Below are 26006 nucleotides of genomic sequence, written 5' to 3'. Positions count from 1 at the left end.
AAATGGAAAATTTAGATATTCTTTTTCGTCCGTTACCTAATCGTAATATAGACCATTGGGACAGGGAATGGGATTTGTTTTCACCATTTTGGGAAGCGGCGCGATCTGGAAAACTAATTGTTCAAGAATGCACAGAAACAAAAAAGAAAGTTTGGCCTCCAAGATTTGTTTCACCTTATGCCCCTGGTGCCGAACTAGAATGGGTACCGATTAAAGGTATAGGAGAAATTTATACTTACAATATCGTTTATAGAGGCTTTTTCCCTTACTACAAGGATAAAGTACCATACGCACTAGTAGTGGTTGATTTAGGAGAAGGAATTAGAATGCTAGGCAATACGGTAGGTATGGATCCTACAAAGGTGCACTGCGGGATGAGAATGGAAGTTGCTTTTGAAATAGTAAATGATGAAATTACTTTGGTGAATTGGAAACCGTCTGAAAGGGGTTAAGAAATTTATGACGAACCAGGCAGAAGTTCTAAAAGGAATTCGCGTTTTAGATTTCACATGGAGTGTCTCCGGTGCGACCACGACCAGAATTTTAGCTTCCTTTGGAGCGGAGGTTATTAAAGTTGAATGGCCGAAGACCCCCGATGCTATGCGTTTTTCCATGTACGCTAAGGAGGATGAACCGGGACTCGATAATGGTGCTTTTTTTAACAATTTAAGCGCTGGAAAAAGAGGGATAACGTTAAATGTAAAATCAGAACGTGGCATGGAACTAATTCATGAATTGTTGAAAAAATCAGATGTAGTAACAGAGAACTTCAGCGCAGGTGTTTTTGAAAAATGGGGACTTGATTACGAGACTTTAGAAAAGATTTCTCCAGGAATCATTTATAAGAGTATATCTGGTTTAGGTCATAGCGGTCGAAATAAAAAGTACGGAACATGGGGTCCGACCGCCGCAGCCTTATCTGGGATGACCTATACTTCTGGACTTCCGGATACTCATCCTTCGGGTTGGGGATATTCCATTTTAGATGTGGTAGCAGGCTATACCGGTGCTTATGCTGTAATGACTGCGCTCTATCACAAAAAACGTACGGGGAAAGGGCAATATATCGATATTTCACAGGTTGAAACTGCGATGCACCTAACCGGAGCAAATCTCCTGGATTATACAGTGAATAAACGATCATCCAAGAGACCAGGATTTCCACCAGGGAATCGTTCGATAGTCTCCAAAGCAACACCGGAAAACAGCTACAGAGGACAAATAGGATGTCCACATAACAGCTATCGCTGTGCGGGTGGTGGTCAGAATGACTGGTGTACGATTGCTATTTTCACTGATGACGAATGGAATGCTTTCAAACAAGCAATTGGAAATCCTATATGGACAAATTATGACAAATTTAACACGTTTGAGGGACGGTTGGCCCATCAAGATGAATTAGATAAAAATATTGAGTCATATACGATTGAGCGTGACAAATATGAAGTGATGGAACTGCTACAGAGCCATAGAATCGTATGTGGAGCCGTGCAGATGAATGAGGATCTTATGGTAAATGATCCTCAGCTGAGATCACGAGGATTGTTTGAAAACCTTCAGCATTCATTACTTGGCATACGATCCTTTGAAGGCATTCCTATTAAAATGTCTAAAACGCAGCCCTATCTCAAAAAATCAGGACCTCTAATGGGAGAAGATAATACTTATGTGTTTGGAACGATTTTAGGCTACAGTCAAGACGAAATCGAGCGATTGACAAATGAAGGAGTTTTATGGCCTGAAGATATGCCGAAGGATGAGATTAAGGCTATCCGCCCATTATGGTGAAAGGAGTGATAACAAAATGATTCAGGGAGCTTTAGATGGAATTAAAGTATTGGAAATCGGTGACCAATTGACTCAGTATGCCGGAAAATTACTGGCGGATATGGGAGCGGAAGTTATTAAGGTAGAACCTTCGAAAGGCGTTCAATCACGCAATGTTGGCCCATTTTATCAAGATGAGCCTGACGTGAATAAAAGTTTATACTTCTGGCATTATAACACTTCTAAAAAATCAGTAACACTTGATCTGCAAACTGAAGTTGATAAGCAGCGTTTTTCCCATATAGTGTCCGAATTTGATGTTGTTCTGGAGGATTACAAGCCCGGACAGATGAAAGAATGGGGCCTTGATTTTGAGAATCTCTCTAAGTTACACCCAGGTTTGATTTATTGTTCGATAACCCCTTTTGGACAATCCGGGCCTTGGAGTCAGTATGAATCTAGTGATTTGATCCAGCTTGCTCTAGGTGGAATTATGGCTGTAACTGGCTATGACGATGTGAAAGATGCGCCGCCAATTGCCCCGACAGGAGGTCAATCCGCTCACTTATCGGGATATTTTGCTGCTATGGGAGTTATTAGTGCCTTATTTTATCGAGATATAGCAGACGGGGGCGGGCAGTATATAGATATTTCGGTTCATGACTGTGTTACGGTTTCAACAGAAATGTCCATTCCGTACTGGGAATATCAAAAAGCACATGTTAACCGTCAAACTGGACGACATGCCCTGCCAAACAGGTCAAGCCGCTGGAATTTCAGATGTAAAGACGGTCGTTACATTCTTTGTTTGAATACGTATTTAAGTTCCGGGCGTTGGCGAGACTTGGTGACCTGGCTTAAATCAAAGGGAATGGAAGGGGAATTGGAAGACGAGAGATATGTGGATGATCATTTTCGCGCTACACATATGGAATATGTATGTGAAGTGTTAGAACGTTTTTGCTTAGAGCATGATTCAGAATATATATTCCATTATGCGCAAAGCATCAGCCTTCCATGGGCACCCGTTCGTGCACCTGAAGATATGTTGGAAGACGAACACTTGGTTGAAGATCGGAATACTTTTGTTAATGTTCGACACCCGGAATTAAATGAGTCCTTTACTTACCCAGGAGCTCCTTATATTTTTAATAAAACTCCTTGGAAAATATCCCAAAGGCCTCCATTGCTAGGTGAGCATAACAATGAATTTGAGAAGTATATAGCCAATGAAGCTTCATCGGCTGCAATTGGTAAGATAAGAATCAATGAACGTGGAATTCTAAAGTGATATAAATTAATATTTAGAAGTAGTCCAACCATCGATAATACTTACATCATTTAATAATATTTTTTCAAGCGTTTTGTTCTAAGCCATTGCTGATAGATGTTCATACTTATGGTTGGATTGATTATTTTTCTTTTATCGTCCTCTTCCATGTGGTTGTAAGAATTCCTGTGTAGAAGACTTGTTTGTTTAGGGAACAAAACAAGTCTATCTACAACAGGTTTTTTTATTGTGTAAAGATTTTATCAACTTATAAGAATACTTTTAATTCATTTTAGTAACTTTGTGAAAGGTAAGGTCGATAGCTAACTGCTTTGTATCTTATGAAATATAGAAAATCTATTGCTGATTTGAATTTCTGTAAAATTCGCTTTCTTATTTTCAGTAACAGGGAATTTTAACTGTACGATTAGGCCGAAAAATTAATATTTTCCGACCTAAATCTAAATTGTATGATTTTAATAGTTAACCTATGATGTATTTATGAATTAATTTTTTGAATATTGTTTCAATTACTATTTTGTAAAGCATTTAATTATATAGGGGGAATTAACATGTTAACAAAAGAGGATAATCAATTACTTACTCAAACAAACCCTGAAACACCGATGGGACAATTATTTCGCAGATACTGGATTCCTGCTCTAAAGTCTAACGAATTAAAAAGTGATGGTAAACCTCAAAGGGTAAAGTTGCTTGGTGAAGATTTGATTGCCTTTCGTGATACAGAAGGAAAAGTAGGTTTGATCGATGAACGGTGTCCACACCGTGGTACTTCTCTTTATTTTGGAATTAATGAAGGATGCGGCATCCGGTGTATGTATCACGGATGGAAATTTGATACGGATGGAGAATGTATGGAAATTCCTTCTGAAGAAAAAGACGGAAAATTCAGACAATCGATCAAGTTGAACAACTACCCTACTAAGGAAGTAAGCGGAATTGTATGGACATATATGGGTCCGCCGGAAAAGCAACCACCATTTCCTGAATTTTATTGGATGGGGCTACCAGAAGAAAACAAATTGGTAGAGCGAGTTTGGCAAGAATGTAACTATGCACAAGTAATGGAAAATGACTTGGATTATGTACATGCTGCATTCTTACATAAAGCACATGGTACACAAGAAGTAGAAGAAGGTATTTTAAGCAGTGATTTAGGAATAGATCCAGATCATCCGCTTGTAAAAAACCCACCAGTAAAACAAGCAGTAGAGGATACGAATTATGGGAAGCGGTGTATAGCCGTAGGAATCGGGACTGAAAAAGAAAATGCTTTCATGGAGATCCATTATATATTCCCATTTTATACATTTCCACCGAGGTTTGGGGGTGAAGACGGAATGTGGCATGCTTTTATTCCACGGGATGACTACAGTACATGGTCATGGGATGTGCAGTTTGCGCATGACCGGGTGATTGATGTACAAGCTCAACATGATCGTCGGGGATTAAAACTGGATGAAGATTTCAAAAAACAAATCAATCTTGAAAACGAGTATGGACAAGATCGTGATTTGCAAAGAACAGGAAATTTCACAGGTATTCGTGGGATAGCGAATCAAGACCATGCAGCGACTGAAACGATGGGTCCTATTGTTGACCGATCAATTGAGCATCTTGGGACAAGTGACTTACCGGTCATTCATATGCGACGCATCTTGCTGCAACAAGTAAAAGCATTCCAGGAGGGGCAGGAGCCATTAAAGTTAGAGAACGATTCATTAAAAACATTGTATAGCGATGGTCTCTATGACAATAATCAAAAATCATGGCAAGAAGCATTTCCAATAAAAGAACAATTTCAAAAGAAAGTATTGGAAAAAAAGCAGTGATGAATGAGAAACCATATGATGGTTATACATCCTTTAATTATTTAAAGGCAAGCAAGGATTACAAACAATATGAGCTATCCACTGAAATTCATAGAGTTTCAGAGTATTCACTACACTTAACAGATGAAGAAAATAATTTGCTGAGTGAAGTATTAACAGAATATCCTATTGTTTCTCTTAGAGATCATGGTTTTGTTGTTCCAAGAAAATCTAAGGATATACTTCCTTATTGCAGTAGTCTTCATACAGCTTTTCATTATGAGGGAATTTCTAAATCTGGAATTGATGTTATGTTTGAAAATTTCATGGATGGAATTTCAACAATTACATCGAAAAATGGTTTGAAATGGGACGATATCATTTATTTATTGGGAATGCGCTATGCAGATATTTATCATCAAAAAACTGTTTATATTGCAAGTACGTATAGTGATTTAACAAAAGCTAAGGGGCAGAAACAAACAGCAATTCTTCCATCCTTGGAAGCAGCTAGTATTTTGGAAAACGAACTGGATCGTGTTGATATTTTATATGGTTTAGGGATTCGTTGTATGGGGATAACCTACAATGAATCAAATACACTTGGTACTGGCCTTACAGAAAAGAGAGACGGTGGTTTAACTAACTTTGGACACCGTGTTATTGAAAGAATGAACACAATAGGTATGATCATTGATATTTCTCATTGTGGAGATCAAACTAGTTTAGATGTGATCGAGGCAAGTCAACATCCTGTTTTCATGACACATGCAGGTGCAAGAGCAAAATGGAACACACCGAGAATGAAACCAGACCATGTATTAAAAGCTTGTGCAGAAAAAGGAGGAATTATTGGTATTTGTGCTGCTCCCAATACCACGTTAACAAAGAATTCACCTACTCATTCGATCAATACGGTAATGGAGCATTTTGAGTATATTAAGAATTTAGTAGGTATCAATCATGTTGGCTTTGGTCCAGATACATTCTTTGGTGACCATGTAGCCTTACAGCATGCTTTTGACGACATGTTAGGAATCTCAGCTTCGCACAGTGGAGAAATATTTGAGGAATCTTCTTATGTGAAGGGTCTCGAAAATCCTGCAGAAGCAATGAAAAATATGATTGGCTGGATGATTAAAAATCATTATTCAATAGAGGAAATTGTTAAAGTTTCTGGTGGGAATGCCATGAAGGTAATAAAGGAGATTCTAATACGTTAGAAAAGATCGAAACATTTAGTATAAACAATTCGCAGAAGGTTCTGTAACAGTGTCTAAGATTAGAAATAAGGCATGAAGCTTTTATTGAAATTTTCTATAGAAAGTAGTGATTTAATGACTTTAGTGGAATTTTTGGGTAAAATCCTTAACCAAAAAGAACTGGAACTTATAAACTCGGAACCAGCCTTTATATTTAACCTTGAAGATTTTGAGGAGACTAAACAGTGAATGATATTCTTTTTGAAACAATTGAAGCAGCTAGTTCAGCCATTAAAAATAAAAAGCTATCGCCAGTCGAGTTGACAAAGTTAACACTCCACCGTATTAAACAACATGATCCCGTCCTTAATGCATTTATAACCGTTATGGAAGAAGAAGCAATGGAGCAGGCTAAGCAATTAGAAATAGAAAGTCAGAAAAATCATATTAGAGGTCCTTTGCATGGAATTCCGATTGCTGTAAAAGATATCTTACAAACAAAGGGAGTCCTAACAACTGGAGGATCTAAAATTTTCCAAGACTGGGTACCTAATGAAGATGCAACCTCAATAAAAAAGCTAAAACAGGCTGGCGCTATTATTATTGGGAAGACAAACTTGCATGAGTTTGCTATGGGAGCAACAACTGAAAATCCTCACTATGGAAGTACTAAGAATCCTTGGGATATCACCAGAATACCTGGTGGTTCAAGCGGAGGTTCAGCAGTAGCGACAGCAACGGGTTTGGCTTTTGGTGCTGTTGGTTCAGACACTGCCGGTTCCATTCGCCTACCTGCAGCTTTTTGTGGCACAGTCGGTTTTAAACCAACATATGGTCTTGTAAGCCGGGAGGGCTGCCTTCCTTTCAGTTGGTCATTAGATCACGTCGGTCCTATGACAAGGTCAGTAAAAGATGCTGCATTTATGCTTGAAGTGATGAGAGGATACGATCCTAATGATCGTTCAACCGTAAAAAGAGATGAATTTAAAATATCAGACTATTCATTATTGAATGATTTAAAAGGTATCAAATTTGGTATCTATGAACCATATATGTTTTCTGGGATCGATCAAGATATAAAAGAGATCATTGAACAAGCCTTTGACCAATTAGAAGCACTTGGAGCAGAAATAGTGCCAATTCATTTACCGGGTATTGAGGAAGCACTAAATGCCCTGAAGTGTATTGCTCAATCAGAGGTTGTCTCCTTTCATCAGCCTTTATTGAGAAGACACGGAGAGTTGTACGGAAATGATTTAAAATATAGATTTCAATTCGGGAGAGAAGTTTCTGCTACATCATATATTAATGCCCATAGGATTAGAGATCAGTTTGTCAAAGAAACCATTAAGCAAATGAAAGACATTGATGCTCTTATTGGGCCAACTAACATTCAACGGCCTTTTAAAATAGGTACAATGGTACCTGAACAGGCAATCAGCAATATGTTTACACTAGGGAAAACACCGCTTGCAAATATTTTAGGTTTCCCTTCGCTATCAGTTGCATGTGGTTTTACAATGGATACCCTTCCCATAGGTCTTCAGCTCATTGGAAAACCTTTCTCTGATAAAAAAATATTGCAAATAGGAGATTGCTATGAAAATTCACAACGATGGTTACAGGCATTAAGAGAAAATAGGAATTACTCGCCCATAAAATCATAATAGAAGAAAATGGCCTACTGTGGGACTGAGTCACTCCTAACCTTGCAATTAATAAAATGGAAATAATTCAAATAAAAAAAGAAAAGAGATTAAATTTATGATTCGAAAAATAGAACATACCGCAATAATTGTTAAAGATATTGAAAAATCAATCCGATTTTATACGGAAATATTGGGGCTAAAATTGCGCTTAAGAGGAAGTGGACCTGATCGTGAAATGGCTTTTTTGTATTTAGACTTGCAGCCTGATGTAGAGATTGAATTAATTCAGGATTTTGAACCGATTGTAAAATACCAACCGTTTGGAATAATGAATCACCTGGCTTTTAGTGTTAATCATCTTAATGAAACTATTGGATATTATATGGAAAAAGGAATTAAATTTCTAAGCGATGAGCCGAAACCCACTCTTGATGGAGGGCGTATGATATTATTTCACGGTCCCGATGACGAACTTTTACAATTTGTAGAAAGGCCGTAAAAACCAATAAAATACCTTTATTGTCATTAAAAGTATATTTTAAACCTTCCCCCTTTAACTACTTTCTGGACTAAAGTAGTCTCCTTGATTAGAGAAGAATATTATATTATCAGCTTTGGTGACTTACTAAACATTGGACAAGGACCTTGCTGTTTTATGTGTAACTTTAATAACATTGAACACAACCTTGTCAATATCTCTACTTACCAAGTGACAGACGATATATTAGCATAAAGGATGAGGTGTTTGACTATGAAGAAAATTGTACTATTCATAAATTAATAGATAGAGTAACGCTTGTCCAAACACATGCATAATATATATAAGACGTGAGGAAGCACCTGACGTCACCTTTAGACTGACTATTTATAGTCAGTCTTTTTTGTTTTAAATTGATGCAGCCATTGACTTCACTTTCATTTATGATTTGGTGAAAGATACGTATTCAGAGGTAGGTCGCCAAAGTATGATCCAGTTATTCATGTCCCTCACAGGTCATCGTCTAAACAAGGATCAAATCCTTTAATATCAAGGGGTTGGGATCAACCTAATAGAGGTGACCAGTTAAGAGTCTGCCCATATTCCGTTTCAAAACTTTTTTTGTCGAATAATTAATAATTGATACATTAAATTCCATTATTATCTAGATTTATGTTTTGCTCATTAGTCTTATGTGAGACATGAGTTTGAAATTAAGAATTTTTTCTATAATGAATAATATGATCAACGTCCGGTCTCTGAAAGTGCTCGTTTACAAAATATTTATTATTCAAAGGTCTCTCTTAAATGACAGGTTAACTGGATTTTCAACATGTCTTCAGCATTATTAAAACTTATGTTTAATAATTCTTCTATTTTTCTTAAACGCTGGTAAAGTGTGTTGATATGAATATGAAGTGTCTTTGCTGTTTCAGTAGCAGATTTATTTGATGAGATATAGATCATTAGAGTTTTTTCTAAATCTTTATTTTGTAATTTTTCAGATCGTAACTGGGAAAAGATTTCTTCAGTAAACTCCTCTATCTCTTGAATAGGTTGATTTAAGAAAAATCTATTTACTCCTATTTCTTCATAACGAATCAACCCGAATTTATTTCTATTTATTAAAAAAGCTAAGCTTTTGTTCGCCTCATTATAACTCTTTACGATATTTTTAATTTCTTTATATGGAGTACCAAGGCCTATGCGTATGTCGTTTTTATCGTATCTTTCCTCATCTTCAATAATCATTTTAATATGATGTATGATTCTGTTTACGTCCTTCGTATTTGGTACTGAAAACAGTAAAGTTACTTTGTTATGAAATCCGAAAATTAACTTATTAATTTTTGGAAATCCTTTTTTAATTTTTGATAATAATCGTTGAATTCTTGCCTCGATTTCAAAAGGTTCAAAAAGATCTGGAATTTCACATAAAACAACAAATGTGTAGGTAGAAAATTCTAAATTAAATTTATGGCCTTTTGCAATCAAAGTTTTGTGATCGTGATTTTCAAGTAATTGATTAAAATATTCCTGAACTTTTTTGTAATGAATTTCAGTCATAGATATTTTTTTTGCAAGTTCTAATGCAAGAACTGAACCACTTTGTTCAATTGTGATAGTATCCATTGAAGAAAGTGGGTGGGAAAGAGTAATGATAATGCAACCTAATAATGCTGTACCAACGATGATCGGATAAAAATAATAATCCTGATTATTCATTTCAATGTATGCGGGAGAATTTTTATGAATCGAAATTAGATTCGATATGTGATCAATACTAAATTTTTTTTGATTTTGATTCCTAGGGTAGAACTCACCGTCTAAAAAATCAACATAGCCAACTGGCATCCCAAGCATTCTGTTTGTTTCGTAAATAATCGCTTTAATTCCTTTGTTATTTAAGGAGAGTTGGGTTAATGTATCATGCACGTTGATTCTTTGTTGAAGAAGTTTATTTTTCTCCTCTAATTCATTACTTAATTGTGTAACCTTATTTAATCTTGTATGAGCTTCTTTATATAGCTTGGCATTATTATAAGCAATTGCAACTTGATGAGAAAAACCTTGTAATAAATCTAAATCTCTTTCTGTAAATTTCTTTTTCTTAGAGAATTGGAGAATTGTCATCGTTCCTATACGGGTGCCTCCTAATGAAACTGGTACGGTTATCATTGCTCTAGCCATATCACCATTTTTTACAAAAGACCAATTTTCTTTCGAAATATTTATTCGGTCCATTAAAATCTCTTGCTTGGAATGGTGAATTCTAGGAATTCCATCTATGAATACTTGACCGGAAGTAGATTCCCCTATTCTTGTTTTATATTGGATATATTCTTTCGGCAGTCCAACTGTAGTAAGAGGAACTAGGAGATTAGTTTTAGAATCAAATATCCTGAAAACTCCTGCATCTCCAGAAGGAATTACATTTAAAGCAATTTGAAAAATTTTCTTTAACAATTCATTTAAATCAAGGCTAGAATTAAGAATTCTTATACCTTCAATTACTTTTTCAAGTTCTTTGTTTTTAGATTTACTAATCTCTTTATAATAGAGAACTGAAAACAGGAGATATAAATGATCAAATTCAAATTCATTAAAGATGTTTCTATCAAAAAAACAAACAATAACCTGAAAACTATCTTCAAAAGTCATTCCCATGTAGGTTATATTGTTTTGTTGTAAAAAAGTATAGTTGGTATCTTTATCATTAAGGGGGATAGGAGGAGGATATACAGCTGGTTGATGCCCGCTGAACGAGCATAATTCCATCATACTATGTTTTCCTAACCAAACCTGATAAGGGATATTTTTGAATTTTTTCTCTATGAATTTTTCAATAGATGTAAGATTTAGCATTTATCCACACTCTCTCTCTATGTTTGAAACTACATAAAAACTATGAATTATCGTTAATAAACTCCATATATTTTACTTTTTTTATAGCTTATCATATTTTAAGAACATTCAAAATATTTTGAGTGATTAAATTCAAAAGGGAGGATAATTCATGAAAAAGACTTTAGGAAGTAAAAAGAAATTTATAATCCTTTTATTATTATTTTTAGCTCAGATTGTGTGTTTTATCGATAAAACTGCTATGAATTTTGCTATTATACCGATTTCGAAAGAACTAAATTTGACATCGGATAAAGCAGGTTTAATTTTAAGTAGCTTTTTCCTCAGTTATGCCATTATGCAATTTGTAGGGGGATACTTGGCTGATAAGTGGGGAGTTAAAAAAGTTCTAACCGGTGCTATTACTATATGGTCCATTGCTACCATACTAACTGGTATGGCCCGTTCTTCTTCCACATTGATCGCATCACGCTTTTTGCTTGGAGTCGGAGAAGGTGCCTTTCCTGCAAGCGCTTCGGTTGCCATTGTTGATAATTTTCAAAAACAAACAAGAGCGCGAGCTAAGTCGGTTATATCAGCAGGTGCTTCGGTTGGGTTTGCAGTTGGCTCTGTTGCTGTTACTTTGCTGTTAACTTCTATTGGTTGGAATTGGATGTTTTTCGTTTTTGGTGTGATAGGTATCCTACTTGCTGTAATCTTTTGGTTTGTCCTTCAGTCATCGGAAGAGAAAAAAGATACTCAAAAGGTAAAAAAACAAAATAAAGTTCCTATTAAGTCATTATTGAAACTTCCATTGATTTGGAAATTGATGATAGCTGCTTTCTTTACTAATATTGTATTTTGGGGACTACAAAGCTGGCTACCATCTTACTGGGTAAAGGTAAAAGGTATGGACATGGTCTCTATGGGAGCTTACTCATCGATTCCTTATATTCTAGGATTTATATCTTTTCTTGTAAGTGGTTGGATCTTGGATAAATTCATGGTCGGACGAGAGAAATATATGTTTATTATCGGCGCATTTCTTTCTGCAATTTTCATCTACCTGATGTTCAATTCGCAATCGATTCCACTTGCCTTTACGTATTTGTCTTTGTCTAATGTGTTCCTAAATGCAATGAATATTACTGTGTTTGTTTTGCCTCTCAAACATATTTCGGAAGATTCGGTAGGAACAGCTACGGGTATTATTAATACCGGTGCTCAGATCGGTTCCATTCTTACTCCAACGATTATGGGTTTTCTGATTAATGCTTTTGATCAGAACTATAATGTAGCGTTTATGTTTTTGGTAGCTTCCGCCCTCGCCGTATTAATTGTAGGGATTACGATTAACACCAAAAAGAAAATAGATGACCTGAATGAGACTACCGCAGTGGCTAGTAAATAGTGTGGAATAATGTCGAACAGAATCGAGAAGATATTTCACAAACTGGTGAATTTGTTTCAATTGACCAATAATAGCTTTTCTGCTGATGTTTATATAAATAAAGCGTCCTAAACTGTTCAAGTAGGTCAAATTTGATAAATTATTCGAATAAAATTGGAGTGAAACAATTGAGTTATCATGAAACCATATCTAACATTATCGAGCAAAAGAGAAAGAAACTCGTCCATGTAAGCGATAAAATTTGGGGATTTTACGAAACAAAATATGAAGAATTTCAGTCTGCAGCTCTTTTATGTACAACGCTTGAGGAAGAGGGATTTCAGGTTAAACGACATGCAGGAGACATTGAAACCGCTTTTGTGGGAAGTTATGGAAGTGGGAAACCTGTGATTGCGATTTTGGGAGAATACGACGCCCTACCAGGATTAAGCCAAAAAGCCGGAGTAGCTACCAAGGAAGCGATCGTCGAGGACGGAAACGGGCATGGATGCGGACACAATCTTCTGGGATCAGGATCGCTTGCCGCAGCCATTGCTATTCGACATTACATGGAGCAGAACGGACTGAAAGGCACCGTGCGCTATTATGGTTGCCCTGCGGAAGAAGGAGGTGGCGGAAAAGCGCATATGGCTAGAGCCGGTCTATTCAATGATGTAGACATTGCGTTTACATGGCATCCTTGGGATGAGAATCTTGCTTATAATGCTAGGATGCTAGCTACCAGTCAAGTTTATTTTAAATTCAAAGGGTTAAGTACCCATGCTTCGTTTAGCCCTCATTTAGGTCGAAGTGCTTTAGATGCAGTGGAATTAATGAATGTGGGAGCAAATTTTTTAAGGGAGCATATCATTCCAGATGCTCGATTACATTATGCGATAACAAACGCCGGTGGTTCTGCGCCCAATGTTGTTCAGGCGGAAGCTGAAGTACTATATAAAATCCGAGCCCCTAAGATGCATCAAGTAAGTGAAATAAGTGAACGTATTTTCAATGTAGCCCGGGGAGCAGCCCTGATGACAGGAACACAAGTGGACATTCAATTTGATGGGGCTTCTGCGGATTTGATCCCCAACATCACCTTGGGCTCTCTAATGCACAATCATTTCAAACAAATTGGGGCTGAATCTTATACCCAAGAAGAGATTGATTTTTCTAAGTCCATTCAGGCTACTTTTTCAGAAGAAGAAAAGAAAGCAATCCGGAATAATAATGGAAAAGTGCTATCGGATAAAGTTAACGAGTATTCGTTTGAACCGGGATTTCTCGCATCGTCTACTGATGTTGGGGATGTAAGCTGGATTGTGCCTACAGGACAAATATATGTAGCGACATGTGCTTTTGGATCACCATTTCACAGTTGGCAATTGGTGGCTCAGGGAAAATCCTCCATTGCCCACAAAGGTATGTTGTTAGCAGGAAAAGTCATTGCTGCCTCAGCTATAGAAGCAATGCAGAATCCTGAACTCATCGAAAAAGCGAAGGCTGAACATAAAAAGCAATTAGGTGGAGAAGTGTATCAATCGTTGATTCCACTGGGTGTAAAGCCCTCTCCGATTAGACGTGCCTAATATCCAGGATAGTCGCGTAGCTGACATTATAGATAATAGATTCCACCTCCTAAACCGTTTTCAAAACGATAGGGTCAGTCCGCTTTCTCTGTGCTCCAACAAATGCAATCACTAGTAAATATATTAAAGCCTTAAAAGCCTATTCTAAACTGTTCAAGTAAGTCAGATATTTGATAAATTATTTAAAGAAGTGGAGTGAAACATTTGAGTTATCATAAAACCATATCTAACATTATCGAGCAAAAGAGAGAGATATTAATTGAATTAAGCGATAAAATTTGGGGGTTTTGCGAAACAAAATATGAAGAATTTCAGTCGGCAGATCTTTTATGTACAACGCTTGAGGAAGAGGGATTTCAAGTCAAACGACAAGCAGGGGACATTGAAACCGCTTTTGTGGGAAGCTATGGAAGTGGGAAACCTGTGATTGCAATATTGGGAGAATACGACGCCCTATCTGGATTAAGCCAAAAAGCCGGAGTTGCTGCCAAGGAAGCAATCGTCGAGGGTGGAAATGGGCATGGATGCGGACATAATCTTCTGGGGTCAGGATCGCTTGCCGCAGCCATTGCTATTCGACATTACATGGAGCAGAACGGACTGAAAGGCACCGTGCGCTATTATGGTTGCCCTGCGGAAGAAGGCGGTGGAGGAAAAGCGCATATGGCTAGAGCCGGTCTCTTCGATGATGTAGACGTTGCGTTTACATGGCATCCTTGGGACGAGAATCTTGCTTATAATGCTAGGATGCTAGCTACCAGCCAAGTTTATTTTAAATTCAAAGGGTTAAGTACCCATGCTTCGTTTAGCCCTCATTTAGGTCGAAGTGCTTTAGATGCAGTGGAATTAATGAATGTAGGAGCAAATTTTTTAAGGGAGCATATCATTCCAGATGCTCGATTACATTATGCGATAACAAACGCCGGTGGTTTTGCGCCTAATGTTGTTCAGGCGGAAGCTGAGGTATTATACAAAATCCGAGCCCCTAAGACGCATCAAGTAAGTGAAATAAGTGAACGTATTTTCAATGTAGCCCGGGGAGCAGCCCTGATGACAGGAACACAAGTGGATATTCAATTTGATGGGGCTTCTGCGGATTTAATCCCCAACATCACTTTGGGCTCTCTAATGAACAATCATTTCACACAAATTGGAGCTGAATCTTATACCCAAGAAGAGATTGAGTTCTCTAAATCCATCCAGGCTACCTTTTCAGAAGAAGAAAAGAAAGCAATCCGGAATAATAATGGGAAAGTGCTATCGAATAAGGTTAACGAGTATTTATTTGAACCGGACTTCCTCGCAGCGTCTACGGATGTAGGGGATGTAAGCTGGATTGTGCCTACAGGACAAATATATGTAACAACATGTGCTTTTGGGACTCAACCACATAGTTGGCAATTAGTGGCCCAGGGGAAATCTTCCATTGCCCACAAAGGTATGTTGTTAGCAGGAAAAGTCATTGCAGCCTCAGCTATTGAAACAATGCAGAATCCTGAACTCATCGAAAAAGCGAAGGCTGAACATAAAAAGCAATTAGACGGAGAAGTGTACCAATCGCTGATTCCGTTGGGAGTAAAGCCCTCTTCGACTATACAAGTAAAATCCAGAGTAGCAACTATATAAAGTTTAAAAGACTTTGCAGCGATTCCAAGCGTCATACCCGGTTTAATACGGTGGGGTATGAGGTGTGGTTTCTCTGGTATCATGAAATCGGAACTTCTTTATCTAAAAGAATTGAAAGTGTGGAACACTTTAAACAAGAACTAGCAAAATATATAGAATACTATAATTACAAACGAATCAAGGCAAAATTAAAAGGCATGAGCTCGGTACAATATCGAGCTCTCATGCCCAACAGGCTGCCTAACGATATAACCTGTCTAACCTTAGGGGGCAGTTCACGTCGAGAGAATTGACCTTTTAGGTTGGAATTCGTTTCAATTCGTCTGCTTCTCGAAATGCCGAAATAAAGCAGGGTACGGATGGGTAAGAGATTTACCCTGTTTTAGAATTTCTAAGATAAAATTATTATAAACTAGAATCCACTACTAAAAGTAAATACTCCAGGAACACCCATTGCTATAAGGATTCGACTTAATAGGTTGGTATTAAAACCACCGTTGCCATAAGGTAATGGGTTATAAATTTCAACTGTCGAGACGATGACTATTTAACGCATCAGCAGCCGGAGGTGAATGTGATGCCAATCAACGAGGAGAAATAACCAATTACTATTCATTACCGTCACCTTTTTTCATGTTAAAAGTCTTCATACCACGTGATGTAGGAGGCAGTGGCCTTTGATTATCGCCTTCCCTTTTCAGATTAGTATTGGAGCTTAAAAACTTGGGTCTTTCTTTAAACGCCCACATTGGTCTCCTGAAGAATGTATCACCTAGGCCTTGCGGATTAAGTGGAGCAAATGGTGACATATAAGGAACTCCGAATGAACGCAGGCTACATAAATGAACTATGACGACAAAAAAGACTAAAGTCATACCATAAAAACCCATTGTGCCTGCGCAAATGATAAATATGAACCGCAGCAAGCGAGCAGAAATTGCCATAGCATAGGAAGGGGTCGCAAAACTTGCAATGGCCGTGATCGATACGATGATGACCATTGCCGGTGATACAATTCCGGCCTGAACTGCCGCCTGCCCAACCACCAGAGCACCAACAATGGACATAGTCGCACCAATGGCTTTGGGCATCCTTAGGCTTGCTTCTCGTAAGAGTTCAAATGTTATTTCCATGATGAATGCTTCGATAACTGCCGGAAAAGGAACGGAATCCCGTTGTGCTGCAAGAATGACGAGCAGCTTTGTTGGAATCATTTCTTGATGATACGTTGTAGCTGCTACATAAACAGACGGGGAAATTAGCGAAAAAAAGAAAATAGCAATACGTAAAAAACGTATAGCTGAGGCTATATCAAAGCGAGTATAGTAGTCCTCGACAGATTGAAAGAACTGAATAAATAACGCAGGCGCCACCAAGACAAAAGGCGTTCCGTTAACAAAAATGGCTACCCTTCCTTCAAGGAGATTGCCAGCGACCTTATCAGGTCTTTCTGTATGATCAAGGGTAGGGAATGGGGTCATGACTTGATCTTCTATCAATTGTTCAATATATCCTGATTCAAGAATACTATCGATATTTATTCCTTTTAAGCGCTCTTTGACCTCTTCGACGATTCCATTTTTGGCAATCCCATTTATATACATAATGGAAACATCCGTCTTTGTCACAGTGCCTATTTTCATCGACTCTATCCATAAATCCGGACTGTTAATGATACGGCGTACCAGGGCTATGTTTGTTGCATTTGATTCAGTAAACCCTTCTCTTGACCCACGGACCACCGAATTTGTGCTTGGTTCCTGAACGGAACGCCTTTCTCCCACTTTTGTACTAGCAATCAGGGCTATGTTTATGCCATCAACAAAAATGATGCTATCCCCTGATAATAATGACAAAATAATTTTTCCAAGTCCGTGACGGTTTCTACACCGCCGAGTGAAACCACGCCTTCAGAGACCACTTCCAGCGCTTCATGTGGAAGGAGCTTTTCTTTTAGATGGGGATTTTTCATGATGGATTCAATTAAAAAGTCTTGAACGCTTGGATTATCTATCAGACCCTGTACATACAAAATAGTCACCTTAATCTCAGGGTTTTGACTCATTTTCAACTTTCGTATAATGATATCCGGGCTGCTTCCTGTTTTTTGCTTCACGATATCCAGATTGGCTGTTATAGAGTTGTCAATATATTGGGGTGTTTTACTTTTAGATTGAACTTTTTCATCTGTTTTTTGCTTCCCGCGTTTCTCCATTTGTCCTTTTTGTTTAAAAAAAGAAACCATAGCACCGGACCTCTTCCTTTCCTTTTTCTTTCTATTCTCTCCCGGAAAATTGTCCTTATTGTGTTCATTAATTTTAATAACAAAAGGTGGACAGACTATATATACATTATGTGTAAAAATGGGCGGGGAATTGTTGCGTTTCTTTTTAAAAGGAATTATGAAAGTTCATATGACTTTGGCATGATTAGTAGTTTTTTTTATATAGATATCATCTTGGTTTAAACCCAAATGTAGGGGGCATTTCTGTTTCGGATTGGAAGAATATCATTTTTTACTTTAGTCAGGGGTAATTGTAAAGCGCTTGAATTTCATAGAATTCGAGGGCTTTTCCATTTAACATTGAGCCTGCTTGGTTGCATTATCTTCAAAGAGTCATCAAAAAAATGAAAAACTATGTAAAATATATAAAATCATCCAAATATTGTATATGTAATCGTTTTTATGATGAATGTTTCCGTTTCCGACAACTTTGTCCAAAAGTTCCTGATATACGATAATAAATAGTAGCTTCTGAACATGCTAGAACCAGCACTATGCTATGCCGAATATGTAGGGGTGATACCGGCAGCTTGTAGTGCTTACACCTACAGTTATGCTGTAAAAGGAGAAGGAGCAAAACAAATTTACCTATCTGGAGGAATGTAAAATGGAACAAATGAGTATGAAAATGACGATGATGACATGTATGGAAAGAATGATGTGTGAAATGAGTTGTATGAAAATATTGATGGATCAGATGTGTGACATGAACATGGAAATGAATATGGACATGGATCAAATGATGTCTAAAATGCAAGAGGGAGATGAGATGATGACATCTATGATGAACATGATGGTTAGAATGAAAGAAAAATGCTAAACATATTTAAATGGCACCTTACCCTATTAGGAGAAGGTGCTTTTATATTCATATTCACCATTTTATAAAATGTTTAATTCAGAAAATGCTACTAGCTCCACTTCATGGAGCCTGCTTTTTTAACGAATTTCGCGGTCTAAAAGATACAGTGCCTACGAGGGGTTGCATTTGAAAATGTTCCAAAAGTAAATGATAGTTTAGATTGAAAATTTCTAACTAGGATTCTAGAGTATTATTTTTTTCTTCTTCATAGGACGATGCAAATGCTTCCGGGTTAGTTATTAAACGATCGGTACGTTTCTGCATCGGATGCTTCAAGTATTTTAATTAGCATTAAGACTTTTACTCCCTAATTATGTACCAATTACAGCACATATTTTACTTAATTAGTTATAAAATGTTGGTGTATATTATTTTGCACAGTTAAATTTAATTGTATCTGAAATATTACTCTAAGATTCAAATAAACGTATTTTTTTTAATCCTTCTAGTCGATTGAATCGAGTGAAAAGAAAACAACCGATAATAACAATCAAACCACCGACGACTTGGAATAGTGTAATTTCTTCTCCGAGTATTAACATCGCTAAAATTGCAGTAAAGATTGGATTGAAATTTAGAAACAGACCAGCATTCGTTGCTCCCAATTTCTGTACGCCAAGATTCCATAGGACCATACACACTACAGTTGAGACGACTCCCGTGTATAAAAGTGACAGAATAAAAGCAGTATCGATATTTGTAATAAATGATCCCTCAATGATGGCGAAAGGAGTTAGGATAAGAACTCCGAATACACCAGCGTACAATGTAGCCATTAAGGGGCTAACATAATTCATAGCATGTTTGCTGAAAACTGCATACATACCCCAAATTAGGGATGCCATAAGCATCCACAAATCACCAATGTTCAAGTGTAAGGAAGTTAATTCAGCCACGTTCCCATTTGTTAAAACAACCAGCACACCTATAAATGACAGGCCAATTGCTCCAACTTGTAAAAGATTGATTTTTTCTTTAAGAAATATAACAGAAAAGATAGCTATGAAAACGGTGTTTAAAGTTGATATTAATCCTACATTTGTTGATGAAGTATAATTAAGTGCTTGAAATTGAAAAACGTTAAACAAAACAACTCCTGTTAATGCCATAAAAAACAACGGTTTTATAGCTTTCTTAGGTGGTGTTAATTTTCTTTCTTTTTTCCATAACATTGGAATTAATACAATAACTGCAATGAGCCACCTTAATGCAGATAAAGTGATAGTTGAACCGTGATCAATTAGAGATTTACTAATAACAAAGTTACCTGCCCATAGTAAACTAGTTAATAGCATCATGAGCGCATACAAGTGTACCTTTTTCAAATTAAAAAATCCCCTTTAAACTCTTTATATTCTGATTACTAAATCGATTAATTCATGTAAGTATATGTTACAATTAATTTAATAAAGTTGCATCTTAAAAGAAAAAATCAATAAAAATTAATGTTAAATGGCTTTTATAGTTAATTAAATTAAAATCAATAACTGTATTGGAACATATACGTTAATATTATTAAGGGGGATTTTGAGTGAAGAGCTCAGAGAAGGAATTATTTGATGATATTGATTACCGGATATTAGAATGCATTCAATCAGTGAATAATATTAGTAACACTCAAATCGCAGAAATTGTTAATTTGTCTGCACCTGCAGTACATACTCGGTTAAAAAAAATAGCTTCTCAAGGTATTATTGATAAACAAGTAGCTATTTTAAACCAACAAAGATTAGGATTTGATCTTCTCTGTTATGTGTATATGAGCACTGACATCCACCGAGAAGAAGAACTGAGGATTCTTGAAGACCAGCTAATAAACATAGATGAGATTTTAGAATGCCATAGTCTTACAGGAGAGTTTGATTATCTCATGAAAATTGTGGTTAGGGATCGTAGAGAATTAGCTCAGTTTATAAGGAAATTAAACAAGATGAAGGTTACCAGAATCCAAACTAATCTGTCTTTGCGGGAAGTGAAAAGCACAACCGCATTGCCAATTAAAGGAGAGTTTTAACGAATTCATATCCAAAGACATAAATCTCCCTTACCTTTTTGATATTTAAGGTATACATGAGCAGTTATGGCTTCTTTATCATTAGTATGATCTTCAACAATCGGGCGCGATTGTTGAAGATCATATTTACAAATGATCAATCTTTTTTATAAAAACCAGACTTAAATCTGCTGGGATGGAGTCTTTTTAATTATCATAAAATATGGATTTGCGAGGTATTTTTGATCAACCTTTATTTTAAAGCTACATTCTGCATTTGAATATGCGTGTAAAAATGACAATATTAAAGGCATTTACTTGATCCCAGATTATCATAATCCGACAGCTTGCTGTATGTCTGTCGAGAATCGAAAAGTGATTGCAGCAATTGCCAAAAAGTATGAACTGTTCATTATTGAAGATGCGACGTATCATCTTCACAACGAAAAACCACTTCCAGCAGTCGCATCATTTGCACCAGAACAGGTCATCTATATTGCGAGTTTATCGAAATCAATAGCACCGGGGTTACGACTAGCCTATGTAGCAGTGCCGAGTCAATTCAAGGAGCCAATTTCTAAGGCATCTTATAATTTTCCACGTTATTAGCAGAACTGGCAGCACGTACTATTGTATCGAATCAATTTGAAGTCTTAATTGAGAGTCATCGGGAACAAACAATTCGCAGAAACCAAGTCGTAAATCGATATTTGGCAGACTATACGTGTTTAGGTGTTGAAACAGGCATCTTTCGTTGGTTGCTATTACCAGGCAAGATTACAGGTGCAGAATTTGAAACGTTAGCTGCACAGCAGGGGGTACAAATGTATGCAGCTGAACGTTTTGTAGTTGGAAATAGTGTTCCAAAGAGGGCTGTAAGGGTGTCTGTCTGTGCAACAGAAACGCTCGTAGAGCTTGAGCAAGGATTGATAATCCTTCAACGTTTACTAAACGATCATACTTAATATTGTTCGCCATACAATTATCGTATTGTATGGTTTTTTTGTGCGTGTTATGATGATTCAAATCTAGTTGGAGGATTATGAGAAATAGAATTTTCTTTCTAGAAAGGGAGGTTAAATTGTGTTAGATAAAGAGAATGTAAAAGTGTTAGACGTTCAATCAGATTGGTTACAAAGCTACATTAGTTCTCCAGAAAAACAACAACAACTATATAAAAGAACATTAATGGTTGTTGTCATATCCCAAATTTTTGGAGGAGCAGGACTTGCAGCGGGAGTAACAGTGGGGGCACTCCTAGCTCAAGACATGTTAGGTACAGATAGCGTAACGGGAATTCCTACGGCATTATTTACTTTAGGGTCTGCAGGGGCTGCACTACTTGTGGGACGACTTTCTCAGCGATTTGGACGTCGTTCTGGACTTGCGGCGGGATTTTTGGCTGGAGGCATTGGTGCCATTGGAGTAGTCATTTCAGCATTAACAAATAGCATTCTGCTTTTATTTATTTCACTTCTTATCTACGGGGCTGGAACGGCTACAAACTTACAAGCACGCTATGCAGGAACGGACTTGGCAAACTCAACACAAAGGGCAAAGGCTATTAGTATAGCCATGGTTTCCACTACATTCGGTGCTGTTGCAGGCCCAAACCTGGTGGATGTGATGGGTGAGTTTGCTATATCCTTAGGAATTCCTGCTTTAGCTGGTCCATTTATATTAGCTGCTGCAGCTTATATACTGGCTGGTTTAGTTCTATTGATTTTACTTCGTCCTGATCCCTTTATTGTTGCAAACGCAATATCAGATGCTCAAAGAACAACTAGTAATTTACCTTTAGAGGAAAATTCTAATTTGTTATCGATAAACAAGCGAGGCATTTTCGTAGGGGCTGCAGTAATGGTTCTAACTCAATTTGTGATGACGGCAATTATGACGATGACACCCATACATATGGGACACCATGGACACGCTTTGAAGGAAGTAGGGCTTGTCATTGGATTTCACATAGGTGCTATGTTCTTGCCTTCTTTAGTAACAGGTTATCTTGTTGATAAAATTGGCCGTGCTGTAATGGCTATTGCTTCTGCCATTATGCTACTTGTTTCTGGCATTTTAGCTGCTGTGGGACCTGAGGATTCAATGGCAGTACTCATTACAGCACTTGCTTTACTTGGGCTTGGCTGGAATTTTGGTTTAATTAGTGGCACAGCAATTCTTGTAGATGCAACTCCACCTTCTACTCGGGCTAAGACTCAGGGGTCTGTAGATGTTTTGATTGCTTTGTCAGGAGCATTAGGAGGAGGCTTGTCTGGAATGGTTGTAGCACATTCTAGTTATGCAGCCCTTTCAATTGCTGGTGCTGTGCTTTCATTACTGCTTATTCCAATTGTTATTTGGGCCGGTATCAACAAACAGAGTAAGGTCTAATAAAATAAAAATAACTGAAAATTCAAGAGGCTATTGAGTAAAGGTAGCTATTAAACTTATAAATAATTGTTAAACGTAATCAATTATAATTAATCAGAGCTGTCCTTAGACGGCTTTTTCTTTTTGCAATAAAAGGTTGGTGTTTAGATAATTCAGTCACTAACGAGATAAAGAAGTATCCAAAGATAATTTTATGATTAAAATTATTTTGATATACCCAACCATTTAATTAATTGAGAATATTTGGTTTTTGAAATCGGAATTAAAACACTTACATTTCCTATTATCTGTGTACAATTACCTGAAAATATCAAGTTATCTTTAAATTTTGATTATTCAGTGTTATTATTTTATAAGAATATTCAAACTATTAATTTGGAAGGTGAGGGAACTCTTATGTCACAGATGTTGGCTTTAGTTATTGTTATTCTGATTTTATTTGTTGGAGACATAGTGGCGGTTCGAACAAAAGCCTGGGTACCTTCCGTTTTCATTTCCGCGATCCTATTTCTATGCGGTTATTGGACATTCTTCCCGCAAGACATCGTTTCAATAGCAGGTGTTCCACCGGTAGTTGCAACCATGATGATGTACCTATTAATCACAAACATGGGAACTTTGCTTTCGGTTCAAGAATTGATGAATCAATGGAAAACGATTGTCATCTCCTTATCTGGTATTCTTGGTATTGTTGCACTATTATTCGGAATTGGCACATTTATATTTGATCTGCAAACTGTCCTTGTAGCGATTCCACCTTTAGTGGGCGGAATGGTATCTTCAATAATCATGTCAGAAGGAGCGGCAGACGCAGGACTTACGAGTTTGTCCGTTTTTGCCATCGTTATTTATGTGATGCAAGGCTTTGCTGGATATCCTTTAACATCAATTGTCTTGAAAAAAGAAGGGAAGAAGCTTTTGGGGCAATATCGCAATGGGCAATTAACGGTAAAAAAGAGTGATACTGCAGCCGCTACAGAGGGGATGACGGAACTTAAGCTGTTTAAAAAACTTCCTGAAAAATATAATACGGAATATTTTAAATTTTTCAGACTTGCGGTTGTTGCTTTTCTCGCTTACCTTGTTTCGACAGGATTAGAGCCAATTATATCAATAAATGCATTTGTTCTTTGCCTACTATTCGGGGTTGTCGGAAAAAGTATAGGTTTCTTGGAAAGACAGACACTGCAAAAAGCAAATGGATTTGGATTTGCTATCATGGCCCTTATGCTTTTTGTCTTTGACGGTTTAAAAAGTGCAACACCAAGTATGATGATGGAGATTCTTTACCCACTTGTTGTTTGCATTTTCTTAGCTGTGATTGGTATGTATATATTCTCATTCATTGTAGGGAAATTGTTAAAAGTCAGCAAAGAAATGGCGTTTGCTGTATCTTTGACAGCATTATACGGATTTCCAGCCGATTACATTATCACCAATGAAGTCGTCAATTCATTAACAAAGGATGAAAATGAAAAAGAAGCATTGCTAAGCCATATGCTGCCGCCGATGCTTGTTGGTGGATTTATATCGGTTACAATCGTGTCGGTTATTTTGGCAGGAATATTCGTACAATTCTTGTAAAATAGGAGGGATTCTAAGTGAGTCTTATCGAACGAATAGAAAAGCAAATAAATGATTTGAGCGAATTTACATCAACACCCGGTAAAGGGACTACCCGGCTTACGTATAGTAAGGAAGACTTACTTTCACGTAATTATATTAAAAATAAAATGATAGAATACGGTCTAACAGTACAGGAAGATGGATTTGGAAATATTTTTGGAAAGCTTGAGGGTACTTTAAAAGACGCACCAAGCGTTCTGGTCGGTTCACATTTTGATTCCGTACCAAATGGCGGTGCATATGACGGACCAGCCGGTGTAATTGTCGCTCTTGAAGTGGCTGCCCTATTTGCAGAAAATCAATTAACACCTAAATATCCATTGGAAATAGTTGCCCTAATTGAGGAAGAGGGTGCTCGTTTTGGCGGAGGTCTAATGGGGTCGAGAGGAATAGTGGGAACACTTAGTGAGGAAAGTTTTAAAAACTTAAGGGATAAAGAAGGTATCACAACAATTGAAGCGATGTCAAAAATTGGACTGGATTTCTCTCTTCCGAAAAGGAGAAATCCCAATAGCATTAAAGCATTTCTCGAATTGCATATAGAACAAGGACCAATCCTTGAAGAGAAGAATATCCCCATTGGTGTTGTAGAAGCTATTGTTGGTTTAACTCAATTAGAAGTAACCATTGAAGGAAAGGCAGGACATGCAGGCACAACCCCAATGGATCGCCGGACGGATGCCTTGGTGGCAGCCGCTCAAATTATTTCTCAATTACCGAGCTTTGCAATTGAGGAAGGAGAAGGAACGGTTATCACGACAGGACGACTGCATGTTTTACCAAATGGAGCCAACGTCATCCCGAATAAAGTGGTATTTTCGGTAGATATTCGATCTAGCAAGGAAGAACATATTAACAATGTCATCAAGCGGGTGAAAGATTTAATCGAATCCTATCATGAAAAGGGGATCCATACAACTGCGGAACAGCTGTTATATATGCCGCCAAAGGTATTGAGTAATGAGATTAAAGCTTTATTTAAAGATAAAAGTTCTGATTTAGAAATCCCATACTGTTCCATTAATAGTGGAGCAGGTCATGATGCGATGGTTTTTTCCGATGTGACTGATGTTGGCATGCTCTTTGTTCCAAGTAAAGCAGGACTAAGTCATTGTCCAGAGGAATGGTCTGATGCACGTCATTTAGCAAATGGAGTGCAAATATTTTACGAAGTGGCTAAATGTTTAACGGAGGTAGAATAAG

17 protein-coding genes and 3 pseudogenes are annotated in these 26006 nt (G+C 37.3%); 17 read left to right on the top strand and 3 right to left on the bottom strand.

The features are described 5' to 3' along the window. Positions 1–2: 2 nt before the first annotated feature. The 7 genes from BS1321_RS02285 to BS1321_RS02255 all read left to right on the top strand — a co-directional run bounded on the left by BS1321_RS02285 (position 3) and on the right by BS1321_RS02255 (position 8219). A complete protein-coding gene (locus tag BS1321_RS02285; protein WP_157732793.1) occupies positions 3–452 on the top strand; it encodes a Zn-ribbon domain-containing OB-fold protein in 450 nt (149 codons plus the stop codon). 7 nt (positions 453–459) lie between these two features. Then, a complete protein-coding gene (locus tag BS1321_RS02280) occupies positions 460–1788 on the top strand; it encodes a CaiB/BaiF CoA transferase family protein (protein WP_063235511.1) in 1329 nt (442 codons plus the stop codon). A gap of 16 nt (positions 1789–1804) precedes the next feature. After that, positions 1805–3058: a CaiB/BaiF CoA transferase family protein gene (locus BS1321_RS02275; protein ID WP_063235512.1), complete on the top strand. Its 1254-nt coding sequence runs from the start codon at positions 1805–1807 to the stop codon at positions 3056–3058. A 551-nt stretch (positions 3059–3609) separates the two neighbouring features. Next, positions 3610–4890 (top strand): Rieske 2Fe-2S domain-containing protein, encoded by a 1281-nt coding sequence (locus tag BS1321_RS02270; protein WP_063235514.1) that lies wholly within the window; start codon positions 3610–3612, stop codon positions 4888–4890. Next, entirely contained in the window at positions 4890–6092 is a 1203-nt protein-coding gene (locus tag BS1321_RS02265) for a dipeptidase (protein ID WP_063235515.1), read from the top strand. The genes BS1321_RS02270 and BS1321_RS02265 overlap by 1 nt, the downstream gene beginning before the upstream one ends. Positions 6093–6316: 224 nt before the next feature. Then, on the top strand, positions 6317–7738 hold the full coding sequence (locus tag BS1321_RS02260) for an amidase (RefSeq protein WP_063235516.1): 1422 nt from the start codon (positions 6317–6319) through the stop codon (positions 7736–7738). Between the two features lie 97 nt (positions 7739–7835). Next, entirely contained in the window at positions 7836–8219 is a 384-nt protein-coding gene (locus tag BS1321_RS02255) for a VOC family protein (protein WP_063235517.1), read from the top strand. Between the two features lie 765 nt (positions 8220–8984). Here BS1321_RS02255 and BS1321_RS02250 read toward each other — a convergent pair. Beyond that, entirely contained in the window at positions 8985–11063 is a 2079-nt protein-coding gene (locus tag BS1321_RS02250; RefSeq protein WP_063235519.1) for a helix-turn-helix domain-containing protein, read from the bottom strand. 151 nt (positions 11064–11214) lie between these two features. Here BS1321_RS02250 and BS1321_RS02245 point away from each other — a divergent pair, with 151 nt between their 5' ends. From BS1321_RS02245 to BS1321_RS27290, 4 genes and pseudogenes are all read left to right on the top strand, one after another. Beyond that, a complete protein-coding gene (locus BS1321_RS02245; RefSeq protein WP_063235520.1) occupies positions 11215–12453 on the top strand; it encodes an MFS transporter in 1239 nt (412 codons plus the stop codon). A 167-nt stretch (positions 12454–12620) separates the two neighbouring features. Next, positions 12621–14021 (top strand): M20 family metallopeptidase, encoded by a 1401-nt coding sequence (locus BS1321_RS02240; RefSeq protein WP_094246564.1) that lies wholly within the window; start codon positions 12621–12623, stop codon positions 14019–14021. A 204-nt stretch (positions 14022–14225) separates the two neighbouring features. Next, entirely contained in the window at positions 14226–15647 is a 1422-nt protein-coding gene (locus BS1321_RS02235; protein WP_094246563.1) for a M20 family metallopeptidase, read from the top strand. 69 nt (positions 15648–15716) lie between these two features. Further along, positions 15717–15940, top strand: a pseudogene (locus tag BS1321_RS27290) (IS3 family transposase); the annotation flags it as partial. Between the two features lie 315 nt (positions 15941–16255). Here BS1321_RS27290 and BS1321_RS02225 read toward each other — a convergent pair. Beyond that, positions 16256–17892: pseudogene (locus tag BS1321_RS02225) on the bottom strand (spore germination protein). 646 nt (positions 17893–18538) lie between these two features. Here BS1321_RS02225 and BS1321_RS02220 point away from each other — a divergent pair. Then, entirely contained in the window at positions 18539–18751 is a 213-nt protein-coding gene (locus BS1321_RS02220) for a hypothetical protein (RefSeq protein WP_063236070.1), read from the top strand. Positions 18752–19203: 452 nt separating this feature from the next. On the opposite strand, the gene BS1321_RS02215 is transcribed toward BS1321_RS02220, so the two are convergent. Further along, entirely contained in the window at positions 19204–20091 is an 888-nt protein-coding gene (locus BS1321_RS02215) for a DMT family transporter (RefSeq protein ID WP_063236077.1), read from the bottom strand. Positions 20092–20324: 233 nt separating this feature from the next. Here BS1321_RS02215 and BS1321_RS02210 point away from each other — a divergent pair, with 233 nt between their 5' ends. From BS1321_RS02210 to BS1321_RS02190, 5 genes and pseudogenes are all read left to right on the top strand, one after another. Continuing rightward, positions 20325–20807 carry an Lrp/AsnC family transcriptional regulator gene (locus BS1321_RS02210; protein WP_063236069.1) on the top strand — a complete coding sequence of 161 codons (483 nt, stop codon included), beginning with the start codon at positions 20325–20327 and terminating at the stop codon, positions 20805–20807. Between the two features lie 252 nt (positions 20808–21059). Further along, positions 21060–21751 (top strand): annotated as a pseudogene (locus tag BS1321_RS02205) (aminotransferase class I/II-fold pyridoxal phosphate-dependent enzyme); the annotation flags it as partial. A gap of 118 nt (positions 21752–21869) precedes the next feature. Beyond that, positions 21870–23177 (top strand): MFS transporter, encoded by a 1308-nt coding sequence (locus tag BS1321_RS02200; RefSeq protein ID WP_169803991.1) that lies wholly within the window; start codon positions 21870–21872, stop codon positions 23175–23177. Positions 23178–23573: 396 nt separating this feature from the next. Further along, positions 23574–24761 carry a hypothetical protein gene (locus tag BS1321_RS02195; RefSeq protein ID WP_063236075.1) on the top strand — a complete coding sequence of 396 codons (1188 nt, stop codon included), beginning with the start codon at positions 23574–23576 and terminating at the stop codon, positions 24759–24761. 17 nt (positions 24762–24778) lie between these two features. Then, complete coding sequence (locus tag BS1321_RS02190; protein WP_063236068.1) at positions 24779–26005, top strand: Zn-dependent hydrolase; 1227 nt, start codon at positions 24779–24781, stop codon at positions 26003–26005. Position 26006 lies beyond the last annotated feature (1 nt).

Origin of the sequence: Peribacillus simplex NBRC 15720 = DSM 1321 (assembly GCF_002243645.1) — a bacterium.
In the GTDB taxonomy this organism is placed as follows: Bacteria; Bacillota; Bacilli; order Bacillales; family DSM-1321; genus Peribacillus; species Peribacillus simplex.
The sequence above is the reverse complement of the archived record's forward strand: the minus strand, read 5'-3'. Positions and strand labels throughout refer to the sequence as shown.